Below are 15,055 nucleotides of genomic sequence, written 5' to 3' on the forward strand. Positions count from 1 at the left end.
TATCGTGCAGTGCCCGCACCGGGGCAAGGCGCGCCCGGCTCGCTTCGCCGCAAGCGGTTGCTAGGCCTTCACCCTCTTGCGCATCATCCCCTCCTGCGCGACGCTCGCCACAAGCTCGCCTGCGAGGTTGAAGATGCGCCCGCGGTTGAAGCCACGCCCGCCGCCGCTCCACGGCGCGTCGGTGGCATAGAGCAGCCATTCGTCGGCGCGGGCCTCCCTGTGGAACCACAGGGCATGGTCGAGGCTTGCGCCGACCAGCTCGTTCCGCATCCACGAAAGGCCATGCGGCAGCGCGCTGGTGCCGAGCAGGGTGTAGTCGCTGGCATAGGTGATGATCGCGCGGTGCAGTTCGGGCGTGTCGGCCGCGCCGGTGATCGGGGCGCAGACCTTGAACCACGTATGCGCGCGCGGCTCCCTCGGCTCGCGGCTCATCCAGTGCAGGCGGTCGATGGTGCGCATCTCGATCGGGCGCGGGCGCAGCATCATGCGGCGCTGCTGGTCGGAGAGCTTGTCGCCCCACTGCGCGGCGATCTCGCGGCGCAGTTCCATGTCGGGGCGCAAGTCCTCGGGGAGGGCAACGTCGGGCATCGGCGAATCGATGTGCTCGAGGCCCTCTTCGGGCAGCTGGAAGCTGGCGGTGAGGTTGAGGATGGGCACCGGCATCCCGTCCTCGCCCTCCTGCGAGGCGACCACCCGGCGGTTGGCGAAGCTGCGCCCGTCGAAATCGCGCGCGATGCGGTATTCGATCGGAGCGCCCTCGCGCCCGCCGCGCAGGAAATAGGCGTGGAGCGAATGCGCGCTCTTGCCGTCGGTGACGGTCGCTTGCGCCGCAGCCAGCGCCTGCGCCAGCACCTGCCCGCCGAACACCCGCCCGATCCCGTCCTTCTGCGGCGGCCCGGCATAAACGTCGGCAGCGCGCTTTTCGACGGTCAACAGCCGGACGAGGCCGGCGACCAGTTCTTCGTTCGTGGGATCGTCATTCATGGCACGCGGCCATGCGTGCGGTTTACGCGCCCGTCAATCCCAGCTTCCGCAGCACGCGGTAGGCAAAGGACTTCACGTAGTTCTGGTGCGGGAAGCGCCCCGGCGCCTTGGGCTTGAAGCCCTTCGCGCGCAGGATTGCGTTGAGGGTGCGCGCCTCGCTCTCGCGATAGGACCATTCGCTGCGCCAGGTGATCGAAAGCGAGACCGAGGGCGCCGAGCCGTTCTTCACGAAATGGGGGGCCATCACCGGCACGAACAGTGCCTCGCCGGGGCCGATCGGGAACTCGGAGCCGTGGGGGAGCATCGCATCGTCCCACTTCAATTCGCGCGGGCCGCCCGAATGGTAGGTCTCGTGGAACTCGTCGGGCACGAAGCGGGTGTCGCCTGCCGGGAACTGGGTCATCACCTTGCTGCCCCGGATCTGGAGCAGGATGTTGTGCTCGGGATCGAAGTGGTAGGGTGTGACCGCCCCGGGGCTCGAGATGAAGATGAAGCCCTGCGGGTTGAGCATCGCGCCGGTCGCCGCCTCGATCTCGGGGCGGATTTCCTCGAGCAGGCCCATCAGCAGCGCCTCGTAGGCGGGCACCTGCTCGATATTCTTGAGCACTGCCCAGCTCTCCGCCTCGGCCACCTTGCGGATGGTCTCGGCGATGGTCAGGCCATTGGGGCCGGGCTTCCCGTCGACCCCGATGGGGAGATCGCCGCGGTTGTATTCGACGCTGGTGAGCGGGAGCTGTTCGGCGAGCGCCGCCAGCGCCTCGATCTCGAGCAAGGGGTGGCTGGTGAGGCCGTGCCGGAGGATATGCGGCTGTTCGGGATAGTGCCGCGCGAATTTCGCGCGCGCGGGGGCGTCGAACACGGTCTGGGGCAGGGCATCGGTGAAGTGGGCGGGGGCGTTCATTGCTGGCACCTCGGGCGGGTCTCGTAGGCCTTGAGCAGGCGGAAGGCGGTGCGGCGGGCGGGGCCGCCGATGGCGATGTTGAGGCTGACCATCCGCCGCGCGTCGCGCCACAGGCGCTCGATCATCGGGTGGCCCTCGACCGCGCAGCTATCGGCCCATGCGATGCCTTCGCGTTCCAGCAGGGCGAGGTTCTCCAGTTGCAGCAGCATCCCCGGAGAGAAGCGCGCATAGGCCTCGTCGAAGGCGGTCTTGTAGCTGTAGGCGCCGGGCGCGGTGATGAAGTTGGCGAGCATGGCGATGGCGCGCCCGTCGAGCCGCAAGGCCAGTCGTTCGAGCCGCCCCGCTGCCGCCGCGCCCGCCAGCGCGGCCTCGAACAGCGCGCGGGTGTCAGGGGCTGAGGCGAGGGCGGAGCCTGCCTCGCCCTTCCATCCGGCGGCCTCCAGCGCGAGGAATTCGGCGGTCCATTCGGCCACGCCGTCGCGGCCCTCCAGCCGCTCGAAGGTCAGTGAGCCTTCCTCGGCCAAGCGGGTGTGCTGGCGGCGCAGTTCCTTGCGTTTCTTGGCGCTCATCGAGGCTTCGAGATAGGCGGCGGCCGAGGTCTCGCCGGTCAGCATCGCGCGGGCCTCCTGCGCGGCGACGTAGTGCATCCGCCCCGAGCGGGCGAGGACGCGGGTCAGCGCGGCGACAACCGGGCCCTCGGCGGGCATCTGCGGCAGGTGCAGAAACAGCGCGCGGGCGGCACGGCGGTCGAAATGGGCGAGGAGGGCTTCCCAGAATGTCTCCTCCAGCCCCGCTGCCACCAGCGGCACGCCGCAGAAGGCATTGGCGTGGAGCCAGACGCTCGCATGGGTGAGCGGGTGGCCGTAATAGCGCGCAGGCCTTGCCACCGGCATCAACCCGGCGAGCCTGCCGTCGTGTAACCACGCCTTCACCCTGACACCCTCGCCCCACTGTCGCAGGCTCGGGAGGAGATACCAGGGCTCGAAAAAGGGATTGGGCTCGGCCGCGCGGGCGACGAGGCGCTCCCATGCGGCGAGGACGGAAGGCTCTTCCAGTTCGACGAGGGTCAGCAGGCGCAACTCGCCCCCGGCGGCCGGCTGCCGCGCGCGGGTGCGAAAGCTCTTCGCCGACCCCATGTCCATGCCCGTTAACCCCGACTTGCCGCGCATATCTGCGCATTCATGCAGGTTGATGGCACAGGGCGATTAAGAAAGCCTCAGCGCGGGCGGCGGCTGTCCGATGGGGGGACAGGGCTTCGGGCAAAGATAAACCCCGCCGGGATCGCGCCCGGCGGGGTTAAGGATTTCACCGACTGGGGCGGATTACACCGCCGCGTGCGCCAGCGCCGCCAGCAGCAGCAGCGCGACGATGTTGGTGATCTTGATCATCGGGTTCACGGCAGGCCCGGCGGTGTCCTTGTAGGGATCGCCGACCGTGTCGCCCGTCACCGCGGCCTTGTGGGCTTCACTGCCCTTGCCGCCGTGGTTGCCGTCCTCGATGTACTTCTTGGCGTTGTCCCACGCCCCGCCGCCTGCGGTCATCGAGAGCGCGACGAACAGCCCGCCCACGATCACGCCCAGCAGCAGTGCGCCCAATGCCGCAAAGCCGTTGGCTTGGCCCGCGATGGCGGTAATCACGAAGTACACCACCACCGGCGCCAGCACCGGCAGCAGCGAGGGGATGATCATCTCCTTGATCGCGGCCTTCGTCACGAGGTCGACGGTGCGGGCATAGTCGGGCTTGGAGGTGCCCGCCATGATCCCCGGATTGGTGCGGAACTGCTCGCGCACGTCCACCACCACGTCGCCCGCCGCACGGCCCACCGCGGTCATGCCCATCGCTCCAAACAGGTAGGGGAGCAATGCGCCCAGCAAGAGGCCGACGATCACGAAGGGGTTCTCGAGGCTGAAGTCCACCTCGACATTCGGGAAGAAGGTCCGAAGGTCGGTGGTGTAGGCCGCGAACAGCACCAGCGCGCCGAGGCCCGCCGAACCGATCGCATAGCCCTTGGTCACGGCCTTGGTGGTGTTGCCCACCGCGTCGAGCAGGTCGGTCTTTTCGCGAACGCTGTCGTCCAGACCCGACATCTCGGCGATCCCGCCCGCGTTGTCGGTGACCGGCCCGTAGGCGTCGAGCGCCACGACCATCCCCGCCAGCGCCAGCATCGCGGTCGCCGCATAGGCGATCCCCATCAGCCCGGCGAGGCCATAGGCGATGATGATGCCCGCCACGATCACCAGCGTCGGCAGCGCGGTCGCCTCGAGGCTGATCGCGAGGCCCTGGATCACGTTGGTGCCGTGGCCGGTTTCCGAGGCCTTGGCGATCGAGCGCACCGGACGATACTTTGTGCCGGTGTAATACTCGGTGATCCAGATGATGAGGCCGGTGATGGCAAGGCCGAGCAGGGCGCACAGGAACAGATCCATGCCAGTGAAGCCGAGCGTGGTCGCGCTTGTCGCATCGCCGTTGAGCGGTGTGTTCATGTCGCCCAGCGCGTAGGTCATCACCGCGTAGATCGCCGGGATCGAGGTCACCGCGGTGACGATGAAGCCCTTGTACATGGCCCCCATCACGTTGGCCCCGCCGCCCAAGCGCACGAAATAGGTACCGAGGATCGAGGTGACGATGCACACGCCCCCGATCAGCAGCGGCAGCGCCATCATCGGCAGCAGCAGATCGCCGAGGCCGGTGAGCAGCAGTGCGGTCAGCACCATGGTGGCGCCGACGGTGACGACGTAGGTTTCGAACAGGTCGGCGGCCATGCCCGCGCAGTCGCCGACATTGTCGCCGACGTTGTCCGCGATCACGGCGGGGTTGCGCGGATCATCCTCGGGGATGCCCGCCTCGACCTTGCCGACAAGGTCCGCGCCGACGTCCGCCGCCTTGGTGAAGATGCCCCCGCCCAGACGCGCGAAGATCGAGATAAGCGAGGCGCCGAAGGCAAGGCCGACGAGCCCGTCGATCACCATACGGCTCGAGGGGCTGAGGCCCATCGGCCCGATCATCACCGCGAAGAACACCGCAATCGCGAGCAGGGCAAGCCCCGCCACCAGCATCCCGGTGATCGCGCCCGCGCGGAAGGCGAGGGTGAGACCGGCCTGAAGTCCCTCGGAGGCGGCCTGCGCCGTGCGCACGTTCGAGCGCACCGAGATATTCATGCCGATATAGCCCGCCACGCCCGAAAGCACCGCGCCGGTGACGAAGCCGATCACCGCCGTCGTCCCGAGCGCGAAGGCGACGATCGCCGCCACGACCACGCCGACGATGGCGATCGTCGAATACTGGCGGTTGAGGTAGGCCTGAGCGCCTTCCTGAATGGCGGCGGCAATCTCCTGCATCCGCGCATTGCCGGGGCTCGCACTGAGCACCTGCGAGCTGGTGACGATGCCATAGACAATGGCAAGCACCCCCAGCCCAATCGAAATGAGCAATAGATTCACGAGCAATCCCCTCTCGTCTTATGTTGCTTCCCCCTTGCGGGGGCGCACGCGCCTCTTTCGTGATCCCTCGGGCGCGAGGCGCACAGTCATAGGGGCTTGCCGGGGGCTGGCAAGTCCGCCCGCGAGTGCCAAGACCGGTTTTGCGCCGCTTTGCGCAAATTAGTGAGGGGGCGTGGGGCGCAGAGGGGGCGCGGGCGCGCGTTCAGCCGTGGCGGTAGCCGAGGCTCGCGGGATCGCCGAGCGCGGTCTCGCCGAGCAGCAGCGGCGCGGGGCCGCGGGGGGCGACGGTGCCGATGCGGTGCGCGGGGACGGGCAGCGCGGCGGCGGGCCGCGCGGTGAACAGCAACTCGTAATCATCGCCCCAGCGGATGCATTTTTGGAGCTGCGCCGGGTCGGCGACGGGTATCGCCTGCGGCTCAAGCGCGAGGGTCACTCCGCTCGCCTCGGCCAAGCGGAAGGCGTCGAGCAGCAGCCCGTCCGAGACGTCCATCATCGCGGTGACGTGAGGAGCGAGCGCGCGGCCCTGGGCTAGGCGGGGGCAGGGGCGGTCGAAAGCGGCAAGGTGTTCGGGTGCGCCTTCGAAACCGAGCATCGCGCGGCCCACGGGTCCGGTGATCCAGACCCCGTCACCCGCCCGCGCGCCGCTCCGCGCCGGAACCGGAGTGAACGTCGCCCGCCCGATGGCCGTCAGGCCGAGGGCGCGCGGGCCTGCGGCAGCAATCGTGTCGCCGCCCAGCAGCGGGGTATCGAAGGCTTCCAGCGACTCGCGCAGCCCCTCGAGAAACCGCGCATCATCGTGTCCCAGCGTATGCCCGAGCAGCACCCCCACCGGCTCCGCGCCCTTCGCTGCAAGGTCCGACAGATTGGTCGCGACCAGCTTCCACGCCACATCGGCCATGTCTGCATCGGCGCGGAAGTGGGTGCCCTCGGCCATCATGTCGTGGGTGACGACGAGGGTTTCGCTGCCGAGGTCGATCACCGCGCAATCGTCCATCAGCCCACGCGCGCCCGGGTGGAGCGGCAGGGCGCGCAGGGCGGCGATGAAGTCGGGCTCGTTCATCTTTGAGTCCCTCCCCGTTGCGCAGCAATGGGGAGGTGGCAGCCCGCAGGGCTGACGGAGGGGTAAGGTGAAGGGGCTAAACCCCTCCGACCGCGCTGACGCGCGGCCACCTCCCCATTCCTGCGGAACGGGGAGGGACTTGAGGGCTTACCGCGCGTCCTTGGCCACCGCATCGAGGATGCCGTTGACGAACTTGGCCTGCCCGTCGTCGAAGAAGGCCTTGGCGACCTCGACATATTCGTTGATCGCCACCGGAGCGGGCACGTCGGCGCGGGCGAGCAGCTCGTAGGTTCCGGCGCGCAGGATCTGGAGCATAGTCTTGTCGAGCCGCGCGAGGCTCCAGCCGCTGGCGAGCTTGCTGGCGACAGCCGCGTCGATCTCGTCGCGGCGGGCATCGACCCCGCGCACGACATCGTCGAAGAACGGCACTTCGGCCTCGGCATATTCGGCCGCGTCGAAGGCGTCCTCGTCGATCGTGCGGCCCAGCCGGTGCTGGTGGAACTCGTCGAGCAGCCGGGCGATCGCGGTGCCCTCCATCTGCTGCTGATACAGCGCCTGCACGGCGGCAAGACGCGCGGCCGAGCGGGCCTTGGAGCGGGCGGGGTGGTTCATCTGATCCTCAGTTCCACGGACTTGGCGTGGGCGGGCAGCCCCTCGGCATGGGCGAGGGTGGCAGCGGCGGGGCCGATCGCAGCGAAGGACGCCGCATCGAGCCCCAGAAAGCTGGTGCGCTTCATGAAATCGAGCACCGAGAGCCCGCTCGAAAAGCGCGCGCGGCGACCCGTGGGCAGCACGTGGTTCGGCCCCGCGACATAATCGCCCACCGCCTCGGGCGTCATCCGGCCGAGGAAGATGCTTCCGGCATGGCGGATCGCGCCGAGGTAGGGCTCGGGATCGTCCACCGCGATCTCGACGTGTTCGGCGGCGAGGCGGTTGGCGAGCGCAGGGGCCTCGGCGAGCAGATCGTTGACCACGATCATCACCCCGTGCGCGTCCCAGCTGGCACGCGCCGTCTTGGCGGTCGAAAGCAGGCCGATCTGCAAGTCGATGCAATCCTCCACCTGCCGCGCGAAGCCCGCATCGTCGGTGATGAGGATCGACTGCGAGGTCGGGTCATGTTCGGCTTGCGAGAGGAGGTCGGCGGCGATCCAGTCGGGATCGTTCCTGCCATCGGCGATCACGAGGATTTCCGAAGGCCCGGCGACCATGTCGATGCCCACGACGCCGTAGAGCTGACGCTTGGCCTCGGCCACCCAGGCATTGCCGGGGCCGGTGATCACGTCGACGGGCTTGATCCGCTGCGTGCCATAGGCAAGCGCGCCCACCGCCTGCGCGCCGCCGACGCGCCAGATCTCGTCCACGCCAGCGATATGCGCGGCGGCGAGGACCATCGGGTTCGACTGGCCCTTGGGCGTCGGGGTGACGACCACCAGCCGCTCCACGCCCGCCACGCGCGCCGGAATGGCGTTCATCAGCAGCGAGGAGGGATAGGCCGCCCGCCCGCCCGGCACATAGAGCCCCGCCGCATCCACCGCTCGCCAGATCGCGCCGAGCCTGACGCCCACCGCGTCCACGTAGTCGCGGTTGGCCGGCAGCTGCGCCTCGTGATAGGCGCGGATTCGCGCGGCGGCGAGTTCGAGCGCCTCGCGCAGATCGGGCGCAAGCTCGTCATAGGCCTGCGCGCACCGCTCGCGGGTAATCACCCAGTCGCTGTCATCGACCAGCGCATAGCCGTCGAAGCGCTGGGTGTATTCCACAAGCGCCGCATCCCCGCGGCCCTTGACCGCCTGAAGGATGCCCGCAACCTGCCCCGCGACTTCACTGTCGGCCTCGCGCCGCGCGTTGACGATGCCGGCGAAGCGCTTCTCGAAATCGGGATCGAGCGTGGAGAGCAGTTTCACGGTCATGCGGCGGCGGCTTTCATCGCGCGTTCCTCGGCCTCGCGGCGGAAGGCATCGACCAACGCGGCGACCCGGCGATCGGTCTTCAAGGCGGTGCGGTTGACGATCAGGCGCGCGGAAATCTCGAGGATCGTGGCCGTTTCGACCAGCCCGTTTTCGCGCAAGGTGGTGCCGGTGGAGACAAGGTCGACGATCTGGCGGGCGAGACCCAGCGAAGGCGCAAGCTCCATCGCGCCGTTCAGCTTGACGCATTCGGCCTGCACGCCTGCCGCCTCGAAATGGCGGCGGGTGAGGCTGGGATACTTCGTCGCGACCCGCAGGTGGCTGACGCTGGCGGCGTCTTCGGTGTCCGACGCCATCCGCGCCACGGACAAGCGGCACAGCCCGATGCCGAGATCGACCGGCGCGTAGAGGTCGGCGTAGTCGAATTCCTCGATCACGTCCGAGCCGACGATCCCCACCTGCGCCGCGCCGTGGGCGACGAAGGTCGCGACATCGAAGGCGCGCACGCGGATAAGGCGCATGTCGGGCCGGGTGGTGGCAAAGGCGAGCGCGCGGCTCTTGGGATTGTGGAAGTCGGCATCGGGCTCCAGCCCGGCGCGCGCCATGACGGGCAGCGCCTCGTCGAGGATGCGCCCCTTGGGGACAGCGAAGGTGAGCTGTCCGATATTGTCGGGAAGGCCGAAGGTGTTCATGATCGGGGGCGCACTTAAGGGTCGGACGGGAAAAGGGCAATGGGAATGGCGGCGAGCGAGGCGGGAATCATGGGTCTGGAAGACTTTACCGCCGCGCTCGAATGGCAGGCCCGCCATGCCGAGGAGAACGGCGCGCCCGCCACGGCCCGCGTGATCCGCGCGCTGGCAGGCGTGCGGGCGAGTGATACCGCGACCGGGCGGCGGATCGCGGGTTGGCAGGGCCTGACGCTCAAGGACGCGATGCCGCTCAGGATCGCGGGCGGCTTTCACCATCTGGTGCTGACCGGCGCGGACGAGCGGCTGGGCGCGGTCTATTCTGGGGCGGTCACCGATCAGGCCGAGGTGGACGCGCTGGTGCTTGACCTTGCGCACCGCTTCGACGCGCGGCTGGCACCGTGGCTCGACGGTCCGCCGCAGACCAACGAGGCGGGGCGCTCTGCCAGCATCATGGCGGGGCTGTTGTGGCTGGCGCAGCGGGTGCGAGTCCCCCGGTTCGACCTGTTCGAGCTGGGCGCAAGTGCAGGGGTCAACACCATGATCGACCGCTATTTCTTCCGCCTTGGGGCGACCGAAGTCGGGCCAGAGGCGTCGCCGATGCGGATTGTGCCCGATTGGCGTGGGTCGCCGCCGCCCGCGCCGCCTGCGGGCTTCGCGATCACCGGCGTCAAGGGCTGCGACATCGCTCCGATCAACCTTGCCGATCCCGATGCGGCGCTGCGCCTCAAGGCCTATGTCTGGCCTGACGCTGCCGAGCGCATGGCGCGGATCGATGCGGCAATTGCGCTGGCGGGTCAGCAGCCGCCCGATCTGGTCGCGGCCGATGCGGGCGATTTCGCCGCCGCCATGCTGGCGCGCCCCCGCGAGCCGGGGACAGCGCGAGTGATGTTCCATTCGATCATGTGGCAATACATGCCCGCCGCCACACAGGCCCGCATCACCGCCGCCTTCGAGGCCGAGGGCGCTGCTGCGACTCCCGAAATTCCGCTCGGCTGGATCGCGCTGGAGACCGATCCAGCCACCTTCCGCCACGAATTGCGCGTGCGCCTGTGGGACGGGGAGGCGCATCGGGGCGAGGAGCATCTGCTGTCTCACGCCCACCCGCACGGGGCTTGGGTGGAGTGGCTCGCCGGCTAGCCCTCCAGAAAGGCCTCCATCGCCGCGTTCACCGCCTCCGGCGCTTCCCACGGGACGAAGTGCCCGCAGTCCGGCACCCGCACGATGGTGAGCGGGGCGATGATCTCCTCCAGCCCGTCGAGGTTCTCGGGCGGCAGGGCGAGGTCGTCGAGCGCCCAGATCACCAGCGTCGGGATGGTCAGCTTGGGCAGGGCAGGCGGGGTCCATCCGGCGGGGATTTCGAACGGTGCATCCATCTCCGGCACGTCGATCGGGCTCGCGCGGTAGTAGTTGAGCATCCCGAAGGCGGCATCGCGGTTCTGCCAGTCGAGGAGGAGCTGGTCGCGCTCCTCGGGCTCCATTGCGCTGGGGCGATCCCACTTCACTTCCTTCAGCAGCAGTCCGGTGAGGCCGTGCTCCTTCACCAGCGCGTCGTTGGCGGGGTCGCGGAAGCCGCGGATATACTGGCTCGCCGCGCGCTGGCCGGGGTGGGTGTAGAGCAGCTTCTGGAAGGTCACCGGGTGCGGCGCATTGGCGATGATCGCCTTGTTCACCCGCGCGTGCTGGCCGCCCAGCGCCACCCCCCAGGCAATCGCGCCGCCCCAGTCGTGGCCGACAATGGTGAAATGCGTGATCCCCAGCGTGTCGGCGAGGAGGAAAATGTCGCCGATCAGGTTGGCCGGGGCATAGGCCTCGACCGCTTGCGGCTTCGACGACCCGCGATAGCCGCGCTGGTCGGGCGCAATGCAGCGGTAGCGGTCGGAGAAATGGCGGATCTGGTGGCGCCACGTCCGGTGGCTCTCCGGGAAGCCATGCAGGAAAATCAGCACCGGGGCATCGACCGGGCCTTCGTCGACGATGTCGAGGTGAATGCCATTGGGCAGATGCACGCGCTTCAGGTCAAACATCACTGCTGCTCCAGCTTGTCCATGTAGCCCTTGGCGACCATGCCCGCGACCTGATCGAACAGGGCATCGGGGGTGCGGCGCATCTCGCCCATGGCCAATTCCATGCCCTCGGCAACGATGATCTCGCGCGTCCCTGCCGCGATGGCGTCGAGCATCTGGCGCGCGGCGACGTCGGCGGGGATGCCCTCGTCGATCGCCTTGTCGGAGCGGCCGCGCTGGGTGCCGTCGGCGTTGAGCGCATTCCGCGACACATTGGTCGCGACCGAGCCGGGGTAGATGGTGTGGACCGACACGCCGTTGATCGACAGCTCGGCCCGCAGCGCGTCGGCATAGCCCGCCAGCCCGAACTTGGCGGCCGAGTAAGCCGTGCGCATCGGCACCCCGACCTTGCCCGCGACCGAGGAAATGAACCCGAGCGCACCCGATCCGCGTGTCGCCATGTGGCCGATCAGCCCTTGCGTGAAGGCGATCTGGGCGAGCAGGTCGACCTCGATGATGTCGCGGTAGACCTGCATCGAGGTCTTCAAGGCGCGGCTGCGCTGCGAGATGCCGGCATTGGCAACGGCAATGTCGACGCCGCCCTTCCACGCGATGGCCTTGGCGGTTGCGTCAGCCAGAGCGGCCTCGTCGCGCACTTCGAAGGCAAGGATTAGGCTTTCGCCGCAATCCGCCGCAACCTCCTCAAGCCGCGCCGCATCGCGGCCCGAGAGCACCACATGCGCCCCCCGCTCCGCCAACCCGCGCGCGAGCGCCGCGCCGATGCCCGAAGATGCGCCGGTGATCCAAGCCACCTTGCCTGCAAAATCCATGTCTCTCTCCCTTTTGGCGAGAAGTAGCGGGCAGGCAGGCGGGGCGCAATCAGGTTGCGATTGTAGACCGGATCATGGCGGCAAGCTCTACCGGGAACACGGCTTCGTGCCAGTTTTCCAGCTCGTCGAGCGTGAACCAGCGGTGCTGCGTCATCACCTTGCGTTCGAGTTCGGTATGCCCTGCCGTGTCGACCTTCGCTTGCGACACGCGAACAAGAAAGAAGCGCTCGTCGGCCTGCACCGGCTCGCCTTCGACCGTGACGAATTCGGGGGTCATCCGCGCGATCTCGGGGCCAGGGTCGGCGGTGATGCCGGTCTCCTCGAAGAGCTCGCGCCGCGCCGCGTCCTCGAAGCTCTCGCCGGGATCGCACTCGCCCCCCGCCGTCACCCAGAAGGGCGGGCGGCCCGGCACGTCGAAGCGGAACATCAGCGCGCGGGTCTCGGCATCAAGCACGATGATCCGCGCCGCACGCCGCAGGCGCAGGTCGGGATTGAGCGCCACCTTACGCCTCCGGCACGCTCGCCTTGATCGCCACCGCATGGACCCGCTGCCCGACGATATCGCCCAGCGCCGCGATCACCGCGCGTTGGCGGGCGAGGCGGTTCATCGGGGCGAACGCGGCCGCCTCGATCTCGATCGTGAAGTGCGATTCGCCCGAGCCGTCGTCGCCCATGTGGCCCGAGTGCTTGGCGGAGTCGTTGATGATCGCGAGCCGTGTGGGCGCGAAGGCCTGGGTCAGGAGCGCATGCATTTCCTCGGCGACGGACATCGGATCTTTCCTTCTTTGCAAGCTTGCCGGGCCGGTTGGGTCTTGGAACTTGGGGTCGCAATCGCCATTCAGCACCCTTATGCCTTCACCACGATTCCACGGCCGCGTCGAGAGCCCCGGGCGGACTTGCGAAGCCCCCGGCTGCCGCGAGGCGGGCGAATTCCGCGCGCCCGGGCGGCGGCCGCACGGATTCGACGGGCCGGGCGAGTGGCGCTGGTTCTGCCTCGATCACGTGCGCGAATTCAACGCCGGATATGACTGGTTCGAAGGCATGAGCGCCGAGGAGATTTTACGCGCGCAGTCGCCGATTGCGGGCTGGCAGACCGAAAGCAGGGTGTTCCGCCCCACGGCCGGCATTTCGGACGGCCCGCGCTGGGCCGACTATGCCGATCCCTTGGACGCGATCAGCGCCCGCGCGCGCGGCATAAAGTCGCGCGCCGAGCGCGAGGCGAAGGCGGCGATGTCGGGGCGGTTCTCCAAGGAAGAAGCAGCCGCGCTCGAAGTCATGGGGTTGGGCTCCGATACCGACCGCACACGCCTGCGCCGCCGCTATTCCGAACTCGTCCGCCGCTACCACCCCGACCGCAACGGCGGCGACCGCGCGCACGAGGCGCAGCTCACGGCTGTGGTCGATGCCTATCAGGTGCTGAAGAAAAGCGCCGCCTTCGCCTGAGGTGTCACAGCATCCGGCGGAAGAACACGACCCGCTCGGTCTCTTCGAATCCCACGGCCTCGTGGAAGGCATGGCTGGCGGTGTTTTCAAGGAGGGCGTTGGAGGCCAGCTCTGTGCAGCCCTTGGCGCGGCCCCATTCGGCCACCGCCTCCACCAGCGCACGGCCCACGCCGGTGCCGCGCATTTCGGGGACGATGAAGGCGCCCTCGCCAAAGGCCACGGGCGAGGTGTCGCACCCGTCGACATAGTCGCGCCGGATGCTCGCTTCGACGAAGCCCAGCAGCGCGCCGCCATCGCCCTCGGCGACGAAGGCGATCTGGTCGGGGTCGCCGGAGAGGAAGGTGTCGGCAATCTCCCCGGCATGGGCGGCGGCGTCGTCATCGGGCCACAGGTCCGCGCGCATTGCGGACCACTCCGGCACGTCGGCAGCGGTGGCGGGACGGACGGTCACGGCGGGCATGGGATGCGGGTCTCCGGCAGAATGTCAGTCGCGCTCGGGCGCGGGCCCGAGTGGCCAGAAATGGCGATAGGGCCGCGCCCCGTCGACCGCGCGGGCGACCGAGGGGCGCGCCAGCAGCCGTGCGCGATAGGCGCGAAGGCGCGCGTGCGTCTCGGCGATGGGGTGCGTCCAGTCGGCGTAGAACAGCGCTGGCGCGGCGGCGCAATCGGCCATGGTGAAGTCCTCGCCGCAGGCCCATTGCGCTTCGGGCAGGTTCGCTTCGAGCCACGCATAGACCGTATCGAGCGCCGCCTTGGCGCGGTCGACCCGCGACGGGTCGGGCGTCGGCGTGACGAAGGGCAGATGCTCGCTCACGATCGCCTGCATGCCCGCCATCACGTGATTGTCGAACACCCGGTCCATGAAGCGCACCGCGAGCGCAGCGACGGGATCGGCCGGGATCAGGCGCGGGCCGGGGTGATGGAGATCGAGGTGCTCGATGATGATCGAGCTTTCGGCCACCGCCTTGCCGCCGTCGTCGATCACCGGGAACTTGCCCAGCGGCCAGAGCGCGGCAAGCTCGGACGCGTGCTCGGGATAATTCGGGCCGACCTGACGGAAGTCGTAAGCCAGCCCCTTCTCATCGAGCGCGATGGCGGCCTTCCAGGTGTAGGACGAGAAGGGGTGGCCGTAGAGGATCATCCCGCCTGCTCCTGCGCCGCCTTGATGATCGCGGCGTCGATCCCGTTCGCTTGCGAATAGGCGGGGCGCTGGGTGATGCGCTCGACATAGGCGCGGAAAGCGGGTCGCTCGGGGATCGAGCCGAAGCGCAGGCCCCAGACGAACTGGCTGCCGACATATGTGTCGGCCATAGTGAAGCGGCTCCCCGCGATGAAGTCGTTGGCTGCGAGCCACTGGTCGAGCGCATCGAGCGTCAGCTCGAAGCTGCCGAAGCCTGCCATGCCGCTCTTGCCCTCGGGCACCTGCCAGCCCATCGCCTGCGCCACCACCGCCTGCTCCAGCGGCCCGGCGGCGAAGAACAGCCAGCGGAAATAGGCGGCCTTCTCGTGTGCGTCGGGCAGAAGGCCTTTGTCGGGGTGGGTTTCGGCGAGGTAGTGGTTGATCGCCGCGCATTCGGTGACGACGTGGTCGTGGCCGCCCCCATCCTTACCGGAATGGTGATGCACCAGGGCAGGAACCTTGTTCATCGGGTTGATCTGCTTGTAGGTTTCGGGGCGCGTGGCCCAGTCGAACACCACGTGCTCGTAATCCGCGCCCGCCTCGTGCAGCGCCCAGCGTGAGATCTGCCCGCGACTCATGGCGACGGTGTAGAAGGTGAATTCGGCCATTATGTCCTCTCCC

17 protein-coding genes are annotated in these 15,055 nt (G+C 68.6%); 2 read left to right on the forward strand and 15 right to left on the reverse strand.

The annotated features are described in order from the left end of the window. Positions 1–60: 60 nt before the first annotated feature. From PFX90_RS08370 to hisG, 8 genes are all read right to left on the reverse strand, one after another. Positions 61–984 (reverse strand): acyl-CoA thioesterase, encoded by a 924-nt coding sequence (locus PFX90_RS08370; protein WP_285711954.1) that lies wholly within the window; start codon positions 982–984, stop codon positions 61–63. Positions 985–1,006: 22 nt separating this feature from the next. Continuing rightward, positions 1,007–1,885: a cupin-like domain-containing protein gene (locus tag PFX90_RS08375; protein ID WP_285711955.1), complete on the reverse strand. Its 879-nt coding sequence runs from the start codon at positions 1,883–1,885 to the stop codon at positions 1,007–1,009. Further along, positions 1,882–3,027 (reverse strand): GNAT family N-acetyltransferase, encoded by a 1,146-nt coding sequence (locus PFX90_RS08380; RefSeq protein ID WP_285711956.1) that lies wholly within the window; start codon positions 3,025–3,027, stop codon positions 1,882–1,884. Before PFX90_RS08380 ends, PFX90_RS08375 begins: the two co-directional genes overlap by 4 nt. A gap of 180 nt (positions 3,028–3,207) precedes the next feature. Further along, entirely contained in the window at positions 3,208–5,325 is a 2,118-nt protein-coding gene (locus PFX90_RS08385; protein ID WP_285711957.1) for a sodium-translocating pyrophosphatase, read from the reverse strand. A 202-nt stretch (positions 5,326–5,527) separates the two neighbouring features. After that, the gene (gene thiL / locus PFX90_RS08390; RefSeq protein ID WP_285711958.1) at positions 5,528–6,385 is read right to left on the reverse strand and encodes a thiamine-phosphate kinase; all 858 of its coding nucleotides are present in this window, start codon (positions 6,383–6,385) and stop codon (positions 5,528–5,530) included. A gap of 147 nt (positions 6,386–6,532) precedes the next feature. Then, positions 6,533–6,997, reverse strand: a complete 465-nt coding sequence (nusB, locus tag PFX90_RS08395) for a transcription antitermination factor NusB (protein ID WP_285711959.1) — start codon at positions 6,995–6,997, stop codon at positions 6,533–6,535. Further along, the gene (gene hisD / locus PFX90_RS08400) at positions 6,994–8,286 is read right to left on the reverse strand and encodes a histidinol dehydrogenase (protein ID WP_285712057.1); all 1,293 of its coding nucleotides are present in this window, start codon (positions 8,284–8,286) and stop codon (positions 6,994–6,996) included. Before hisD ends, nusB begins: the two co-directional genes overlap by 4 nt. A 2-nt stretch (positions 8,287–8,288) precedes the next feature. Continuing rightward, positions 8,289–8,981, reverse strand: a complete 693-nt coding sequence (gene hisG, locus PFX90_RS08405) for an ATP phosphoribosyltransferase (RefSeq protein ID WP_285711960.1) — start codon at positions 8,979–8,981, stop codon at positions 8,289–8,291. Between the two features lie 69 nt (positions 8,982–9,050). Here hisG and PFX90_RS08410 point away from each other — a divergent pair, with 69 nt between their 5' ends. Continuing rightward, entirely contained in the window at positions 9,051–10,115 is a 1,065-nt protein-coding gene (locus PFX90_RS08410) for a DUF2332 domain-containing protein (RefSeq protein WP_285711961.1), read from the forward strand. On the opposite strand, the gene PFX90_RS08415 is transcribed toward PFX90_RS08410, so the two are convergent. Genes PFX90_RS08415 through PFX90_RS08430 form a run of 4 tightly spaced genes read right to left on the reverse strand, consistent with a single transcriptional unit; the run spans position 10,112 to position 12,581 of the window. Beyond that, positions 10,112–11,002 (reverse strand): alpha/beta fold hydrolase, encoded by an 891-nt coding sequence (locus PFX90_RS08415; RefSeq protein WP_285711962.1) that lies wholly within the window; start codon positions 11,000–11,002, stop codon positions 10,112–10,114. The genes PFX90_RS08410 and PFX90_RS08415 overlap by 4 nt on opposite strands. Further along, positions 11,002–11,811 carry an SDR family NAD(P)-dependent oxidoreductase gene (locus PFX90_RS08420; protein ID WP_285711963.1) on the reverse strand — a complete coding sequence of 270 codons (810 nt, stop codon included), beginning with the start codon at positions 11,809–11,811 and terminating at the stop codon, positions 11,002–11,004. The genes PFX90_RS08415 and PFX90_RS08420 overlap by 1 nt, the downstream gene beginning before the upstream one ends. A 49-nt stretch (positions 11,812–11,860) precedes the next feature. After that, positions 11,861–12,313, reverse strand: a complete 453-nt coding sequence (locus PFX90_RS08425) for an NUDIX hydrolase (RefSeq protein WP_285711964.1) — start codon at positions 12,311–12,313, stop codon at positions 11,861–11,863. Between the two features lies 1 nt (position 12,314). Continuing rightward, positions 12,315–12,581, reverse strand: coding sequence for a BolA family protein (locus PFX90_RS08430; RefSeq protein ID WP_285711965.1), 267 nt, complete (start codon positions 12,579–12,581; stop codon positions 12,315–12,317). 79 nt (positions 12,582–12,660) lie between these two features. Here PFX90_RS08430 and PFX90_RS08435 point away from each other — a divergent pair, with 79 nt between their 5' ends. After that, a complete protein-coding gene (locus PFX90_RS08435; protein WP_285711966.1) occupies positions 12,661–13,254 on the forward strand; it encodes a J domain-containing protein in 594 nt (197 codons plus the stop codon). A 4-nt stretch (positions 13,255–13,258) separates the two neighbouring features. On the opposite strand, the gene aac(6') is transcribed toward PFX90_RS08435, so the two are convergent. The 3 genes from aac(6') to PFX90_RS08450 are packed head-to-tail and all read right to left on the reverse strand — an operon-like array spanning position 13,259 to position 15,042. Further along, on the reverse strand, positions 13,259–13,714 hold the full coding sequence (aac(6'), locus tag PFX90_RS08440) for an aminoglycoside 6'-N-acetyltransferase (RefSeq protein ID WP_285711967.1): 456 nt from the start codon (positions 13,712–13,714) through the stop codon (positions 13,259–13,261). A 24-nt stretch (positions 13,715–13,738) separates the two neighbouring features. Further along, positions 13,739–14,395 carry a glutathione S-transferase family protein gene (locus tag PFX90_RS08445; protein WP_285711968.1) on the reverse strand — a complete coding sequence of 219 codons (657 nt, stop codon included), beginning with the start codon at positions 14,393–14,395 and terminating at the stop codon, positions 13,739–13,741. Then, positions 14,392–15,042 carry a glutathione S-transferase family protein gene (locus PFX90_RS08450; RefSeq protein ID WP_285711969.1) on the reverse strand — a complete coding sequence of 217 codons (651 nt, stop codon included), beginning with the start codon at positions 15,040–15,042 and terminating at the stop codon, positions 14,392–14,394. Before PFX90_RS08450 ends, PFX90_RS08445 begins: the two co-directional genes overlap by 4 nt. Positions 15,043–15,055: the final 13 nt, after the last annotated feature.

It is taken from the genome of Erythrobacter oryzae, from assembly GCF_030271515.1.
GTDB classification, from domain to species: domain Bacteria; phylum Pseudomonadota; class Alphaproteobacteria; order Sphingomonadales; family Sphingomonadaceae; genus Erythrobacter; species Erythrobacter oryzae.